Origin of the sequence: Streptomyces tricolor (assembly GCF_002155905.1) — a bacterium.
GTDB classification, from domain to species: Bacteria; Actinomycetota; Actinomycetes; order Streptomycetales; family Streptomycetaceae; genus Streptomyces; species Streptomyces tricolor.
The window spans coordinates 1-15,688 of record NZ_MUMF01000133.1; the positions used below are offsets into that span (position 1 = coordinate 1).

General features: G+C 70.3%; 12 protein-coding genes and 1 tRNA gene. 4 read left to right on the top strand and 9 right to left on the bottom strand.

From position 1 onward, the window contains the following. Both CCN44_RS10825 and CCN44_RS10830 read left to right on the top strand, forming a co-directional pair. Nucleotides 1–3,232: WD40 repeat domain-containing protein (locus CCN44_RS10825; protein ID WP_107502061.1), on the top strand; the 3,232-nt coding region annotated here is incomplete at its 5' end. Nucleotides 3,233–3,478: 246 nt separating this feature from the next. After that, nucleotides 3,479–3,898: a hypothetical protein gene (locus tag CCN44_RS10830; protein ID WP_086697493.1), complete on the top strand. Its 420-nt coding sequence runs from the start codon at nucleotides 3,479–3,481 to the stop codon at nucleotides 3,896–3,898. A 226-nt stretch (nucleotides 3,899–4,124) separates the two neighbouring features. Here the strand turns inward: CCN44_RS10830 and CCN44_RS10835 are convergent, their stop codons facing one another. Continuing rightward, the gene (locus CCN44_RS10835; RefSeq protein ID WP_063808555.1) at nucleotides 4,125–4,454 is read right to left on the bottom strand and encodes a hypothetical protein; all 330 of its coding nucleotides are present in this window, start codon (nucleotides 4,452–4,454) and stop codon (nucleotides 4,125–4,127) included. Between the two features lie 202 nt (nucleotides 4,455–4,656). On the opposite strand from CCN44_RS10835, the gene CCN44_RS46055 reads away from it, so the two are divergent. Continuing rightward, a complete protein-coding gene (locus CCN44_RS46055) occupies nucleotides 4,657–5,037 on the top strand; it encodes a site-specific integrase (protein ID WP_237481315.1) in 381 nt (126 codons plus the stop codon). Beyond that, nucleotides 4,932–5,204, top strand: coding sequence for a tyrosine-type recombinase/integrase (locus tag CCN44_RS46060; protein ID WP_237481304.1), 273 nt, complete (start codon nucleotides 4,932–4,934; stop codon nucleotides 5,202–5,204). Before CCN44_RS46055 ends, CCN44_RS46060 begins: the two co-directional genes overlap by 106 nt. On the opposite strand, the gene CCN44_RS10845 is transcribed toward CCN44_RS46060, so the two are convergent. From CCN44_RS10845 to dnaN, 8 genes are all read right to left on the bottom strand, one after another. Next, a tRNA-Ile gene (locus tag CCN44_RS10845) sits at nucleotides 5,193–5,269 on the bottom strand. The two genes, CCN44_RS46060 and CCN44_RS10845, sit on opposite strands and share 12 nt — an antisense overlap. 112 nt (nucleotides 5,270–5,381) lie before the next feature. After that, nucleotides 5,382–6,131: a DUF3566 domain-containing protein gene (locus tag CCN44_RS10850; protein ID WP_086697495.1), complete on the bottom strand. Its 750-nt coding sequence runs from the start codon at nucleotides 6,129–6,131 to the stop codon at nucleotides 5,382–5,384. A gap of 18 nt (nucleotides 6,132–6,149) precedes the next feature. Beyond that, a complete protein-coding gene (gyrA, locus tag CCN44_RS10855) occupies nucleotides 6,150–8,744 on the bottom strand; it encodes a DNA gyrase subunit A (RefSeq protein ID WP_086697496.1) in 2,595 nt (864 codons plus the stop codon). 42 nt (nucleotides 8,745–8,786) lie between these two features. Beyond that, complete coding sequence (gene gyrB / locus CCN44_RS10860) at nucleotides 8,787–10,853, bottom strand: DNA topoisomerase (ATP-hydrolyzing) subunit B (protein ID WP_059250045.1); 2,067 nt, start codon at nucleotides 10,851–10,853, stop codon at nucleotides 8,787–8,789. Nucleotides 10,854–11,227: 374 nt separating this feature from the next. Next, entirely contained in the window at nucleotides 11,228–11,758 is a 531-nt protein-coding gene (locus CCN44_RS10865; RefSeq protein ID WP_059250044.1) for a DciA family protein, read from the bottom strand. After that, complete coding sequence (gene recF / locus CCN44_RS10870; protein WP_059250043.1) at nucleotides 11,755–12,876, bottom strand: DNA replication/repair protein RecF; 1,122 nt, start codon at nucleotides 12,874–12,876, stop codon at nucleotides 11,755–11,757. Before recF ends, CCN44_RS10865 begins: the two co-directional genes overlap by 4 nt. 48 nt (nucleotides 12,877–12,924) lie before the next feature. After that, nucleotides 12,925–13,800: a phosphogluconate dehydrogenase (NAD(+)-dependent, decarboxylating) gene (gene gnd, locus CCN44_RS10875; protein ID WP_059250042.1), complete on the bottom strand. Its 876-nt coding sequence runs from the start codon at nucleotides 13,798–13,800 to the stop codon at nucleotides 12,925–12,927. Between the two features lie 201 nt (nucleotides 13,801–14,001). Next, nucleotides 14,002–15,132, bottom strand: a complete 1,131-nt coding sequence (gene dnaN, locus CCN44_RS10880; RefSeq protein WP_059250041.1) for a DNA polymerase III subunit beta — start codon at nucleotides 15,130–15,132, stop codon at nucleotides 14,002–14,004. Between the last annotated feature and the right edge of the window lie 556 nt (nucleotides 15,133–15,688).

A 15,688-nucleotide genomic window follows, 5' to 3' on the forward strand; every position in this document is an offset into this window, starting at 1 on the left:
CGCGGCCGTCGCCGCCTGGGCGGGACGCGTCACCGACCCGGACGTCCGGCCGGTCGTCATCGTGGACCAGTTCGAGGAGGCGTTCACCCTCTGCGCCGACGAGGCGGACCGCCGTACCTTCATCCAGCTCCTGCACGCCGCCTGCACCCCGCCCGCCGGCGCCGCCGGACCCGCCCCCGTCCAGGTCGTCCTCGGCATCCGCGCCGACTTCTACGAGCAGTGCCTCGGCTATCCGGAGCTGGCCGACGCGCTCCAGCACCGGCACATGGTGCTCGGCCCGCTGACCAGCAGCGAGCTGCGGGAGGCGGTGACCGGTCCGGCGAAGGCGGTGGGCCTGGAGCTGGAGCCGGGGCTCGCCGAGCTGATCGTGCGCGAGGTGAGCGCCGACGGCCCGCGCGGCGCGCACGACGCGGGCGTGCTCCCGCTGCTGTCGCACGCGCTGCTGGCCACCTGGCAGCGCCGGAAGGCCGGGCGGCTGACGCTGGCCGGCTACCGCGCGGCGGGCGGTATCCAGGGCGCGGTCGCGGCCACCGCCGAGCGCGCCTGGTCCGGTCTGGACCCGGCGGCCCGGACCGCCGCCCGGCTGCTGCTGCTGCGGCTGGTCCGGCTGGGCGAGGACACCCAGGCCACCCGCCGGCGCGGCACCCGGCGGCAGCTGGCCCAGGAGTCGGCGGACCCCGGCAAGACGGAGGAGTCGCTGGAGGCCCTGGTGCGGGCCCGGCTGGTGACCCTGGACGCGGACACCGTGGAGATCACCCACGAGGCGCTGCTCACCGCCTGGCCCCGGCTGCGGCACTGGATCGACGAGGGCCGCGGCGACCATCTGCTGCGCCAGCGGCTGGAGGAGGACGGCCGGGCGTGGGAGGACTCGGGCCGGGACAGCTCGCTGCTGTACCGGGGGTCCCGGCTGGAGCAGGCCCGCAGCTGGGCCCGGTCGGCCGGGGACACCTACCTGACCCGCAGCGCGGTGGAGTTCCTGGCCGCCTCGGTACGGCTGCGCAAACGCACGGTGTGGCTGAGCCGGGCCGCGGTGGCGGCGCTGGTGGTGCTGGCCGTGCTCGCCGCGGGTTCCGCGGTGATCGCCTGGAAGCAGCGCGACGACGCCGTGTTCGAGCAGGTGCTCGCCGAGGCGGACCGGGTGCAGCACTCGGACCCGTCGCTGGCCGCGCAGCTCGACCTGGTCGCGCACCGGCTGCGCCCCGGCGACGAGGGCACCTACAGCCGCCTGATCTCGATCGTGAACGCGCCGCTGGCCACCCCGCTGTCCGGGCACACCGGTGCCGTCTACCTCACGTCGTTCAGCCCGGACGGGCACACCCTGGCCACGGCCGGCTACGACCGCACGGTCCGGCTGTGGAACGTACGGGACCCGCACCGCCCGGCCGCGCTCGGCGCCCCGCTCACCGGCCACGCCAGCTGGGTGAGCAGTGCCGTCTTCGGTCCGGACGGGCGCACGCTGGCCAGCGCCGGGGACGACGGCACGGTCCGGCTGTGGGACGTCACCGACCCCGCGCACGCCGTACCGCTCGGCAAGCCGCTCACCGGCCACCGGGGCACGATCTACCTGGTCGCCTTCAGCCCGGACGGGCGCACCCTGGCCACGGCCGGCGAGGACCGCACCGTGCGGCTGTGGGACGTGTCCCGGCGGGACCGGCCGGAGCCGGTCGGAACGCTGCGCGGGCACACCGCCGCGGTGCGCTCGGTGGCGTTCGCACCGGACGGGCGGACGCTCGCGACGGGGGGCGACGACGACACGGTCCGGCTGTGGGACGTGTCCGCCCCGCGCCGGCCGGAGGCGGTGCGGACGCTGCGGGGACACACGGACCTGGTGCACTCGGTGGCCTTCGGGCCGGACGGGCACACCCTGGCCAGCGGCAGCGCGGACGACACCGTCCGGCTGTGGGACGTGACCGTTCCGCGCCGCGCGGCACCCATCGGCTCGCCGCTGACCGGGCACACCGGCCCGATCTGGTCCGTGGCGTTCAGCCGGGACGGCGGCCGGCTGGCCGCCGCGAGCGCGGACAGCACGGCGAGCCTGTGGAACGTCACCGACCCGGCGTCCCCGTCCCAGGTCGGCGAGCCGCTCGCGGGCAGCAGCGGCGAGATGTACGCGCTGGGGTTCAGCCCGGACGGCCGTACCCTCGCCACCGGCAGCGGGGACGGCAAGGTGCGCCTGTGGTCGGTGCCGACCTCGGACATGCTCGGCCGCAGCGGGGCGTTCCGCCCGGACGGCCGGGTACTGGCCACGGCCGCCCGGGACGGCAGGCTGCGGCTGTGGAACGTCACGCGGCCCGGCCGGCCCGTCCTGCTCGGCAAGCCGTTCATGCGTGCCGACGGCGACCAGCGCTCCCTGGTGTTCTCCCCCGACGGCCGCACCCTCGCCGTCCTCACCGGAGTCCGCGCGGTCTACCTGTGGGACGTCTCCGACCCCGCCCGCCCGGTCCCGGTCGGCAAGCCGCTGTCCCTGCGCACCCGCTTCATGGGACCCGACGCGCTGGCCTACAGCCCCGACGGCCGCACCCTGGCCACCGCCTACGACGACCGCACCATCCAGCTGTGGAACGTCGCCGACCCCGCCCGCGCCGTACCGCTCGGCAAGCCGCTCACCGGCCACCGGGGCTATGTCAACGCGCTCGCCTTCAGCCCGGACGGCCACACGCTGACGAGCGGCAGCGCGGACAACACGATCCGGCTGTGGGACGTCACCGACCCCGCCCGCGCGGTACCGCTCGGCAAGCCGCTCACCGCGCACTCCGGGCCCGTCAACGTCCTCGCCTTCACCCCCGACGGCCACACGCTGGCCAGCGCCGGGGACGACGACACGGTCCGGCTGTGGAACGTCGCCGACCCCGCCGCGGCGAGCGCGCTGGGCGACCCGCTCACCGGCCACACCGAGGCGGTCACGTCCCTGACGTTCAGCGCCGACGGCCGCATCCTGGCCAGCGGCGGCAACGACAACACGGTCCGGCTGTGGAACGTCGCCGACCCCGCCGCGGCGACGCCGATCGGCCAGTCGATGAGCGCCAACGCCAAGACGGGCACGTTCCTGTCCTTCAGCCCCAACAGCCACGTCCTCGGCGTCTCCAGCGGCACCGACACGGTCCGCCTGTGGAGCCTGGACGCCGACGCGGCGATCCGGCACATCTGCTCGGTCACCCGGGGCGTACTGACGCCCCGCCGGTGGCACGAGTACCTCCCGCGCCTCTCCTACAACCCCCCGTGCGGTCGATGATCGGCCAACCTCCGCAATTCCTCCCGGACTTGGCCCCACGGAACCGACAACCTTGTTACCCTTGGCCATAGCCCGATCGCTGGTGCATCCCCCGTCGCCAGCGGTCGGGCCTTTTCTGCGCCCCCGGCCGGGCTGCACGCCCCGCGGAAAGCCGAAGTTCGCCACGCGATCAGCCACCGGACGCGCACACGTCACCCACCCATCCCTACGATCCGCCGATACGTGATCACACCATGGGGAGGGCTTATGGGTTCCGGAGTCCGCACGCTGCGCATCGGCGCGGTGAGCGCGGGGCTGGCGCTGACGCTGGGCGCGACGGCAGCACCGGCAACGGCACACGCGCAGCGGTCCACGGCGACCACCCCGGCACAGACGACAGCCGCCCCCGCCCCGACGGGCCTCGCCTACACCTACGACGCCGCCGGCCAGACCGTGACGGTCACCTGGAACCTCCAGGACCCGGCGGACACCCTGACCCGCAACTACCGCCCGGGCCTCTGCGGCCCGACCCCGCAGGACCCCTGCTTCGTCGCCCCCCAGGTCATCCTGGGCACCTCCTACTCCTTCAAGAAGGCCCCCGGCACCGCACCGGCCTACGTCAAGATCTACGCCGAGACCGCCACCCACACCCTCACCGGCTCGGAGACCCTGACGGTCACCGTCTGACCCGAAGCCCCGCTCACGGGATGAGCAGAAGACCCCCGGTCCTGGTGGACCGGGGGTCTTCTCGCTGTGGGCCTAACAGGATGTGAACCTGTGGCCTCATCCTTATCAGGTCCGGCGTTGATCGTCGCTGTCTGTCCCTGTTGGTGTCGGCCGCTGGTGTCAAGCAACTGGTGCCCTCTTGACAGATCTGCGCTGTCCTCTTCAAGAAGCCGGTCAAGCGAGTCGGCTAGTTCAACCGATCTTGGTTGCGTACCCGGAGACCCCACATCTCCTCGCCGTTGTCGTCCTTGAAGCGCACAGCACCTGCCCGTACCAGGAGCTGCCGGAGTTCGTCGTCCGCGAAGCCGCCGATGTGGTGCTTGATCTTCGCGAAGCTACGCAAGGGCCATCGTTGATGGAGGAGCAGCTCGGAGATGGTCTCCTCCGCCATGAACTCGGTTCGAAGCTCCTCACGGAGCCTTCCCCTCTCCAACCTCCATGAGATCATTCCGCCAACAACCGATACCACGAGCGCTGTACCACCAGCGATCAACGCAGCACTCACATTGCTGTCCATCTAGTCATCGTAGGGCGGCGACAAGGCACATTCCCGAGCGTGGCGCGGGCGCTCGCGGGCGAACCCACCTCTTCACCACCCTCTCCAGCTTCCATCGGCGTGGAACGCGCGGGAAGCGATCGCGTTCCTTCGCTCGGTCCGCGCTCACCGCCTCTACGCGGCCTGCGTCCTCGGCCTGGTCCTCGGCCTCCGTCGCAGCGAGGTGCTCGGCCTGCGCTGGCAGGACATCGACTTCGAGGCCGGCCACTTCACCCCGGTCAAGCAGGTGCAGCGGGTCAAGGGCGTGGGCCTGGTCCTCAAGGTCCTCAAGACGGAGCCCTCACAGGCCGTCCTCCCGCTCCCGGAGTTCTGCGCCCGTGTCCTGGAGGAGCGGCGGGAGCTGCAAGAGCTGGAACGGAAGATTGCCGGTGAGCGCTGGGCCCAGGCGCCGGACCGTGGCCTGGTCTTCTGCTCCGAGCACGGCGGCATGATCGGCCTGTGGGCTTCTCCCGTGCCTTCGATCGGCTCGTCAAGCAGGCCGGAGTCCGCCGGATCACGGTTCGCCTCGCTCGGCACACCTGCGGGACCCTGCTCGCCTTCCTGAAGGTGCACCCCAAGGTCGCTCAGGCGGTCCTCCGGCACAGCCACATCAGCATGACCACGGACGTCTACACGAGCCTCTGGAAGATCCACTCATCGGCTGATGTCAGCCATGGATGCCAAAGACCCCCTGCCGGTATCGACTGGGGGTCTTTGTGCTGGTGGGGCTAACAGGATTTGAACCTGTGGCCTCATCCTTATCAGGGATGCGCTCTAACCAACTGAGCTATAGCCCCGCCGCGCTGTGCGGTGTGTGTCCCGCGCGCTGACTCCTGAAGATTAGCGCACGACGGCGCCAGTCCCAAAATCGGTTGTCGGGGGACCGTCAGAACCGCCCAGGTCCGCGGGTCACTCGTCCTCCGCCAGGGTCAGCTCGACGCCGCCCACGAAGCCCGCGGAGAGGTTGTAGATGAACGCGCCGAGCGTCGCGAGCGCGGTCGCCAGGACCACGTCGATGACCGCGATGATCGTCGTGAACGTCAGGACGTGGGGCAGGGACAGGAAGGCCTGGAGGTCGAAGCCGTTCGCCTCGTTCGAGCCGGTCGCCTCCGAGATCGTGCCGCCGACCGTCGAGAACACGCCCATCGCGTCCATGACCATCCACAGCACCGCCGAGGCGACGATCGTGCAGATGCCGAACGCGATGGAGAGCAGGAAGCTGACCTTCATCACCGACCACGGGTCGGCCTTGGCCACCCGCAGCCGCGCCTTGCGGGTCCGCGGCGCCGTCGGCCGCACCCCCGTACGCGGCTTGCGCACCGCATCGGCGGGGGCCTGCGCCGGATAGGCCTGCGGCGGGTGGTACGGCCCGGCGGGCTGCTCCGTGCGCCGCTCACCGGGCAGCGGCGACGCCGGCCGCGTCTCACCGGCCGCGGCCTGGCCTCGGGTGTCCGTCACGGTTCCCCCCTGGGACTCCTGCTCGGTTTCCGGCGTGCCGGACGAGTCCGCCACGGAAGCCTTCACCGGCTTCAGGTTCGTCGTGTGCGGGTCGGTCGTCTTCCCCGCACTCCCCGCACGCGCGGCGGAGCCACGGCCGCCGCCGTCCGTTTCCGTACCCGTGGAGGTACCGGCCGATCCGGCGCCCGTGGCTCCGCTCACGATGACTCACTCCTCGTGCTACTCGGCCGAGGGTGCCTCACCCTCGTCCGTGCCGGTGGTCGCGGCACCCTCGGCGGTCTCGTCCACGGCCACGTCGCCGTCGACTTCCTCCGCCTCGCGCCCGGCCTCGGCGTTACGTGCGATACCGACCACGGCATCGCGCTTGCCCAGGTTGATCAGTTGGACGCCCATGGTGTCACGGCCCGTCTCCCTGACCTCGTTGACTCGCGTGCGAATCACACCGCCGGAGAGGGTGATCGCGAGGATCTCGTCGTTCTCCTCGACAATCAGCGCGCCGACGAGCGAACCGCGGTCCTCCACGATCTTGGCGGCCTTGATGCCGAGGCCGCCGCGGCCCTGGACGCGGTACTCGTCGACGGCGGTCCGCTTCGCGTACCCACCGTCGGTGGCAGTGAACACGAACGTACCGGGTCGAACAACATTCATCGAGAGAAGCTCGTCGCCCTCCCGGAAACTCATCCCCTTGACGCCGGAGGTGGCGCGGCCCATCGGGCGAAGGGAGTCGTCCGAGGCGGTGAACCGGATCGACTGCGCCTTCCTGCTGACCAGCAGCAGATCGTCGTCGGCCGAAACCAGCTCGGCTCCGATCAGTTCGTCGTCCGTACCGTCCTCGCGCTCGCGCAGGTTGATCGCGATGACACCGCCGGAGCGGGGCGAATCGTAATCCTTCAGAGGCGTCTTCTTGACCAGGCCGGACTTGGTCGCCAGCACCAGGTACGGCGCCGCCTCGTAGTCGCGGATCGCGAGGATCTCGGCGATCGCCTCGTCCGGCTGGAAGGCGAGCAGGTTCGCCACGTGCTGGCCGCGCGCGTCCCGGCCGGCCTCGGGCAGCTCGTACGCCTTCGCCCGGTACACCCGGCCCTTGTTGGTGAAGAAGAGCAGCCAGTGGTGCGTGGTGGAGACGAAGAAGTGGTCGACGATGTCGTCTTCCTTCAGCTTCGTACCGCGCACGCCCTTGCCGCCGCGCTTCTGCGCCCGGTAGTCGTCCGTCTTCGTCCGCTTGACGTAGCCGCCGCGCGTGACGGTGACGACGATGTCCTCCTCGGCGATCAGGTCCTCGATGGACATGTCGCCCTCGTACGGGATCAGCTTGGTCTGGCGGTCGTCGCCGTACTTCTCGACGAGCGCCGCCAGCTCCTCGCTGACGATCCCGCGCTGGCGGACCGGCGAGGCCAGGATCTCGTTGTACTCGTTGATCTTCGCCTGGAGCTCGTCGTGCTCCTGGACGATCTTCTGCCGCTCCAGGGCCGCCAGCCGGCGCAGCTGCATCTCCAGGATCGCGTTGGCCTGGATCTCGTCGATCTCCAGCAGGTCCATCAGGCCCGTGCGCGCGACGTCGACGGTCTCACTGCGCCGGATCAGCGCGATGACCTCGTCGATGGCGTCCAGGGCCTTCAGCAGGCCGCGCAGGATGTGGGCGCGCTCCTCGGCCTTGCGCAGCCGGAAGCGGGTCCGGCGGACGATGACCTCGATCTGGTGCGTCACCCAGTGGCGGATGAAGGCGTCCAGGGAGAGCGTGCGCGGCACGCCGTCCACCAGCGCCAGCATGTTGGCGCCGAAGTTCGTCTGCAGGTCCGTGTGCTTGTACAGGTTGTTCAGCACCACCTTGGCGACCGCGTCCCGCTTGAGGACGATCACCAGGCGCTGGCCGGTCCGCGACGACGTCTCGTCACGGACGTCCGCGATGCCGCCGATCTTGCCGTCCTTCACCAGGTCGGCGATCTTCTGTGCCAGGTTGTCCGGGTTCACCTGGTACGGCAGCTCGGTGACGACCAGGCACTGGCGGCCCTGGATCTCCTCCACCTCGACCACCGCGCGCATCGTGATGGAGCCGCGGCCGGTCCGGTACGCCTCCTCGATGCCCTTGCGGCCCACCACCAGGGCGCCGGTCGGGAAGTCGGGGCCCTTGATGCGCTCCATGAGCGCGTCCAGCAGCTCCTCGTGCGAGACGTCCGGGTTCTCCAGGTACCACTGGGCGCCGGCCGCGACCTCGCGCAGGTTGTGCGGCGGGATGTTGGTGGCCATGCCGACCGCGATACCGGCCGAGCCGTTGATCAGCAGGTTCGGGAAGCGGGCCGGCAGGACGGTCGGCTCCTGGGAGCGGCCGTCGTAGTTGTCCGTGAAGTCGACGGTCTCCTCGTCGATGTCCCGGACCATCTCCATGGACAGCGGCGCCATCTTGCACTCGGTGTAGCGCATGGCCGCCGCCGGGTCGTTGCCCGGGGAGCCGAAGTTGCCGTTGGAGTCCACCAGCGGCATCCGCATCGACCACGGCTGGGCGAGGCGCACCAGGGCGTCGTAGATGGAGGAGTCGCCGTGCGGGTGGTAGTTGCCCATGACGTCGCCGACGACACGGGCGCACTTGTAGAAGCCGCGCTCGGGGCGGTAGCCGCCGTCGTACATCGCGTACAGCACGCGGCGGTGGACGGGCTTGAGACCGTCACGGACGTCGGGCAGCGCGCGGGACACGATGACGGACATCGCGTAGTCCAGGTACGAGCGCTGCATCTCCGTCTCGAGCCCGACGGGCTCGACACGCATCGCGAGTTCGCCGCCCTCTTCAGGGGTGACGGGAGTGTTCTCGTCGGCCATTGCTGGTGAAGATCCTTCCTGGTGCGGTCAGCTGAGACCGACTCAGATGTCGAGGAAGCGGACGTCCTTGGCGTTGCGCTGGATGAACTGGCGGCGGGCCTCGACGTCCTCGCCCATGAGGACCGAGAACAGGTCGTCGGCCTGGGCGGCGTCGTCCAGGGTGACCTGGCCGAGGACCCGGTGCTCCTGGTCCATGGTGGTCACGCGCAGCTCCTCGGCGTTCATCTCGCCGAGACCCTTGAAGCGCTGGATGGAGTCCTCGCGGACCCGCTTGCCGCGCTGGCGGCCCATCTCGATCAGCGCGTCGCGCTCGCGGTCCGAGTAGGCGTACTCCACGTCGTCGCGGCCCCACTTGATCTTGTACAGCGGGGGGCGGGACAGGTACACGTGCCCGGCCTCGACCAGCGGCCGCATGAAGCGGAACAGGAAGGTCAGCAGCAGGGTGCTGATGTGCTGGCCGTCGACGTCGGCGTCCGCCATCAGGATGATCTTGTGGTAGCGGAGCTTCTCGATGTCGAAGTCCTCGTGCACACCCGTGCCGAAGGCCGAGATCAGCGCCTGGATCTCCTGGTTCTGCAGGATCTTGTCGATCCGGGCCTTCTCCACGTTCAGGATCTTGCCGCGGATCGGGAGGATCGCCTGGTACTGCGGGTTCCGGCCGGACTTGGCCGAGCCGCCGGCGGAGTCACCCTCGACGATGAAGATCTCGCACTTGGCCGGGTCGTTGGACTGGCAGTCGGCCAGCTTGCCCGGCAGCGACGCCGTCTCCAGCAGCCCCTTGCGGCGCGTCAGGTCCCGCGCCTTGCGGGCCGCCACGCGCGCGGTGGCCGCCTGGATGCCCTTGCGGACGATGTCCGCGGCCTCGACCGGGTTGCGGTCCAGCCAGTCGTTGAGGTGCTCATAGACCGCCTTCTGCACGAAGGTCTTGGCCTCCGTGTTGCCCAGCTTGGTCTTCGTCTGGCCCTCGAACTGCGGCTCGCTCAGCTTGACCGAGATGATCGCGGTCAGACCCTCACGGATGTCGTCACCGGTGAGGTTGTCGTCCTTCTCGCGCAGCAGCTTCTTGTCGCGCGCGTACTTGTTGATCAGCGACGTCAGCGCGGCCCGGAAGCCCTCTTCGTGGGTACCGCCCTCGTGGGTGTGGATGATGTTCGCGAAGGAGTACACGCCCTCGCTGTAGCCGCTGTTCCACTGCATGGCGACCTCGAGGGACAGGCTCTTGTCCTTGTCCTCGGCCTCCAGCGAGACGACCGTGGGGTGCACCGCGTCTCCCTTGCGGGAGTTGAGGTACTTCACGAAGTCGACGATGCCGCCCTCGTAGTGGTACGTGACGGTCTTGACCTCGGCCTTCTCGTCCGCGCCCGCCTCGTCCGCACCGCTGGTCGCCTTCGCCGACTCGCGCTCGTCGGTGAGCCGGATCGTCAGGCCCTTGTTGAGGAACGCCATCTCCTGGAAACGCCGCGACAGCGTCTCGAAGGAGTACTCGGTGGTCTCGAAGATCTCCGGGTCGGCCCAGAAGGTGACCGACGTACCGGTCTCCTCCGTCGCCTCGTGCTGGGCCAGCGGAGCCGTCGGCACACCCATCTTGTAGTCCTGCGTCCAGCGGTGGCCGTCGGTCTTCACCTCGACGGCGACCTTCGTGGACAGGGCGTTCACGACGGACACACCGACACCGTGCAGACCACCGGAGACGGCGTACCCGCCGCCGCCGAACTTGCCGCCCGCGTGCAGCACGGTCAGCACGACCTCGACGGCCGGCTTGCCCTCGGAGGGCACGATGCCCACCGGGATGCCACGGCCGTTGTCGACGACGCGCACGCCGCCGTCGGCGAGGATCGTCACGTCGATGGTGTCGGCGTAGCCGGCCAGCGCCTCGTCGACCGAGTTGTCGACGACCTCGTACACCAGGTGGTGCAGACCGCGCTCGCCCGTGGAGCCGATGTACATGCCGGGCCGCTTGCGGACCGCGTCCAGCCCTTCGAGCACGGTGATGGCGCTGGCGTCGTAGGAGGCCGAGGCGGCCTCGCTGCTCACGCCGGCGTCGGTGGACGGGATGTTCTCGTTGGGGTTGCCGGAATCGGCCACGAAGCGCCCTTTCTGGCACAGCACGAGCCGGGCTCGTCGGCAGGTTGCCGGAGCGGCTGCGGCATGTTGCGTTGGTAAGCCTTGATCAGCGTTGCTCAGCTTTTCCCGGGCGGTCCCCACATTGGGGCGGGATTGTCTTCCAGTCTACCGGTAGCACTGACATCGATGGGGGTTTGCCGGTACCTGAGCCCCCATGTGCCGCCCTCAACCGGTCTCGGCCGGGTCCCGATATACGGATGGGGGCTCCGAGGGGCTCACAGCGGCACTCAGAGCTTCGAGCCGTCAACCCTTGGCTACTGGCGGGTCAGAAGCCGATCCACGCGTGTGGACAGGCGTGATCCGGGGCTGTGCGCGGGGTTACGACCGCACCGCGCGCCCCACCCGTGACGTGAGGTACGTCACCCGTACGTATCGCCGGGCCCGGTGCTCCCCGGAGCCCGCAGGGGGCCGTAGCGGCGGGTCTGGCCGCCCGGATTGAGCACCTTGATCATCCGTACGCTGCCGTGCCCGAGGTCCTCGTTGAGCCGGGCCACCAGCGCGGGGGACAGGTGACGCAGCTGGGTCGCCCAGGCCGTGGAGTCGCACTGCACGACCAGCACACGCTCGTCCTCGTCGTACCGCTGCGGCACACAGTGCTTGGCCAGGTCCTCGCCGACGATCTGCGGCCAGCGGCCCATCACCCCGCCCACCGCGGCCGGCGTCTCCCAGCCACGCTCGGTGATCAGCCGGTTGATCGCCGCGCCCAGCGCCATCGGATCGCGGCCGTCGGCACGCGCCCCGGAGCGCAGGCCGCCGCCCCGCCGCGCCTGCTTCTTCTGCCGGGCCGCGTCCCCACGCGCGCGTGCCTGCTCCTTCGCCGCGCGCAACGCCACGCGCGCGAGGTCGACACCGGAGGGCTCGCCGCCCTTCTTCGGTTCCTGTGCACTCATACGCGTTCCACCGTCCCGCCGGCCACCGCGTACCGGGCGCCGGCCAGCACCTGCGGTACGTCGTCGTCCACGGCGGCGGTGACCAGCACCTGCTCGCCGGGCGCGACCAGCTCCGCCAGCCGCTCCCGGCGGCGGGCGTCCAGCTCGGCGAAGACGTCGTCCAGGATCAGCACCGGCTCGTTGCCCTCGGCACGCAGCAGGTCGTACGAGGCCAGCCGCAGCGCGAGGGCGTACGACCAGGACTCCCCGTGCGAGGCGTACCCCTTGGCGGGCAGCTGACCGAGCTTGAGCAGCAGATCGTCCCGGTGCGGTCCGACGAGGGTGACACCCCGCTCGATCTCCTGCTTCCGCACCTCGGTCAGGGCCGCCATCAGCTGGGCGTACAGCTCCTCGCGCGTGTGCGCCTCGCCCGGCGCCGACGGCCTGTACTCCAGCGTCACCGGACCGCCGCCCGGAGCCAGCTGTTCGTACGCCTTGTCGGCGAGCGGCTGCAGCGCCGCGATGAGATCCATCCGCTGGGCGAGCAGCTCCGCCCCCGCGCGCGCGAGATGCTGATCCCACACGTCCAGGGTGGACAGGTCCATGGACCGCCCGCCGTGCCGGCGGGCCAGCGCGGCCGTCTTCAGCAGGGTGTTGCGCTGCTTGAGCACCCGCTCGTAGTCGGAGCGCACGCCCGCCATCCGCGGGGACCGCGCGGTGATCAGCTCGTCCAGGAACCGCCGCCGCTCGCCCGGGTCCCCCTTGACGAGGGCGAGGTCCTCGGGCGCGAACAGCACGGTCCGGACGATCCCCAGCACGTCCCGCGGCCTGACCTGCGAGGACCGGTTGATGCGGGCGCGGTTGGCCCGGCCCGGGTTCAGCTCCAGTTCGATCAGCTGCTGCCGGTCGCCCTGCCGGACCTGCGCCCGGATCACCGCCCGCTCGGCGCCCATGCGCACCAGGGGCGCGTCGGAGGCGACCCGGTGGCTGCCGAGGGTCGCCAGATACCCGACCGCCTCCACGAGGTTGGTCTTGCCCTGCCCGTTGGGGCCGACGAAGGCGGTGACGCCCGGGTCGAGCGGGACCTCGGCCCGGGCGTACGAGCGGAAGTCGGCCAGCGAAAGATGCGTGACGTGCATGGTCGTCCGCCGACCTCCTTGCTTCTTACCGGCCCGCTGCCGCCGGGCCTACTTCTTCTCTACGGCGTGACCGCCGAACTGGTTGCGCAGCGCGGCGATCATCTTCATCTGCGGCGAGTCCTCCTGGCGGGAGGCGAACCGCGCGAACAGCGACGCGGTGATCGCCGGCAGCGGCACCGCGTTGTCGATGGCGGCCTCCACAGTCCAGCGTCCCTCACCGGAGTCCTGTGCATAACCGCGCAGCCCGTCCAGGTGCTCGTCCTCGTCGAGGGCGTTCACCGCGAGGTCCAGCAGCCAGGAACGGATGACCGTGCCCTCCTGCCAGGAGCGGAAGACCTCACGGACGTCCGTGACGGAGTCGACCTTCTCCAGCAGCTCCCAGCCCTCGGCGTAGGCCTGCATCATGGCGTACTCGATGCCGTTGTGGACCATCTTCGCGAAGTGGCCCGCGCCGACCTTGCCCGCGTGCACCGAACCGAAGTCGCCCTCCGGCTTCAGCGCGTCGAAGATCGGCTGCACCCGGGCGACGTGCTCGGCGTCGCCGCCGTACATCAGCGCGTACCCGTTCTCCAGCCCCCAGACGCCGCCGGAGACACCGCAGTCGACGAAGCCTATGCCCTTGGCGGCCAGCTGCTCGGCGTGCTTCTCGTCGTCCGTCCAGCGGGAGTTGCCGCCGTCCACGACCACGTCGCCGGGCTCCAGCAGCTCGGCGAGCCGGTCGATGGTCGACTGCGTGGGCTCGCCGGCCGGGACCATCACCCAGACCACGCGCGGGCCGCTGAGCTTGCCCACAAGCTCTTCCAGGCTGTGGACATCCGCGACGTCCGCGTTGCGGTCGTATCCGATGACGGTGTGGCCCGCGCGGCGGATCCGCTCGCGCATGTTGCCGCCCATCTTGCCGAGGCCGACGAGACCGAGCTCCATCAGTTGTGTTCCTTAGGTCGCTGTGTGGCGTGACAGGCACCGCAGTGCCGAGCCGAGCCTAAACCGACCCCTTCGCGCACAGCTGTGGGCATAGGCGCTCATACGTACGCGGTGCGGAGCCGGCGCCCCGGCCCCCGCCGGGCCACAGCACCGGGCACCCGCGGAGAGCCCCCGGCGCTGTGCACACCCTGTGGACGACCGTCAGCCGCTGAGCCGCACCGGCATGATCAGGTACTTGTACGCGTCGTCGGCCTCCGCGTCCACCGCCGGCTTGCCGCTGAGCAGCGCCGGCTTCGTGGACGTGGTGAACGACAGCTGCGCCACCGGGGAGTCGATCGCGCTCAGACCGTCCAGCAGGAACGTCGGGTTGAAGGCGATCGAGATGTCGTCGCCCTCCAGCTGCGCGTCGACCCTTTCCACAGCCTGTGCGTCGTCGCTCGACCCCGCCTCCAGGATCAGCACGCCCTGCTCGAAGCTCAGGCGCACCGGCGTGTTCCGCTCGGCCACCAGCGCCACACGCTTGACGGCCTCCACGAACGGCGCGGTCTCGATCACGGCGACGGAGTTGAACTCGGTCGGGAACAGCGTCCGGTACTTCGGCAGGTCGCCCTCGAGCAGCCGCGTGGTCGTACGCCGCCCCGCGCCCTCGAAACCGATCAGGCCCTCACCGGCACCGGAGCCGGACAGGGCCAGCGTGACGCTGTCGCCGGCGCCGAGGGACTTGGCGGTGTCCAGCAGCGTCTTGGCCGGGACCAGGGCGACGGCGGAGGCGTCCGGGTTCTCCGGCTTCCACAGGAACTCGCGGACCGCGAAGCGGTAGCGGTCGGTGGAGGCCAGGGTGACCGTGTCGCCCTCGATCTCGATGCGCACACCGGTGAGCACCGGGAGCGTGTCGTCACGGCCGGCCGCGATGGCCACCTGGGAGACGGCGGCGGCGAAGACCTCGCCGGGGACGGTGCCGGTCGCGTTCGGCATCTGCGGCAGCGCCGGGTACTCCTCCACCGGCAGGGTGTGGAGGGTGAACCGCGAGGAGCCGCACACCACGGTCGCCCGTACACCGTCTGTGGAAATCTCCACCGGGCGGTTGGGGAGGGCGCGGGAGATGTCGGCGAGGAGCCGGCCGGAGACGAGGACGGTGCCCTCCTCCTCGACCTCCGCCTCGACGTTGACGCGCGCGGAGACCTCGTAGTCGAAGCTCGACAGGCTCAGCTGGCCGTCCTCCGCCTTCAGCAGCAGGCCGGCGAGGACAGGCGCCGGCGGACGGGCCGGGAGGCTGCGTGCCGCCCAGGCCACTGCCTCCGCGAGTACGTCGCGTTCCACCCGGATCTTCACCGTAAGCCGCCTCCTGCTGTTGCTACTGAGTCCTCCGACTCGGTGTCACCGCCCACTGCGAAGGGCAGGACACCGGGGACCAGTCTGACGCACGGCACTGACAGTAGGTGCCCGTCGGGGTCAAGTCGGTCCGAGGGGCAGCCGCGCTCGAGACAGCGAGTTGTGCACAGGCCCCGCTTCAAAACGATTGCCGAGCTCTCTCTAGTCGGGAGTAGTAGTAGGGCCTGTGGATACCGTGGATAACCACGTTTGCCCAGCTCAGCGCAGGTTTTTTATCCACCGGTCCTGTGGGTGGAGGCGGTGGACAACGGGGCCTGTCTGTGGAGAACGGAAAGTTCTGCACACAGCGCCCACAGGTTGGGGGCAGTTCTCCCCAGCTGTGTCCCCAGGAATACCCACGTTTCCCACACCCCAATCCGGCAGCTTCCTGTGACGCCTTTCACTCGACGCGGTGAGCGGGTGTGCCGGGTTGCCGAACAGTGGACAGCGCTGTGGAGAAGCCGGGGATCGCTGGGGACAACCGCCCCCAGCCTGTGGGCCACCGGTGGACAACCCG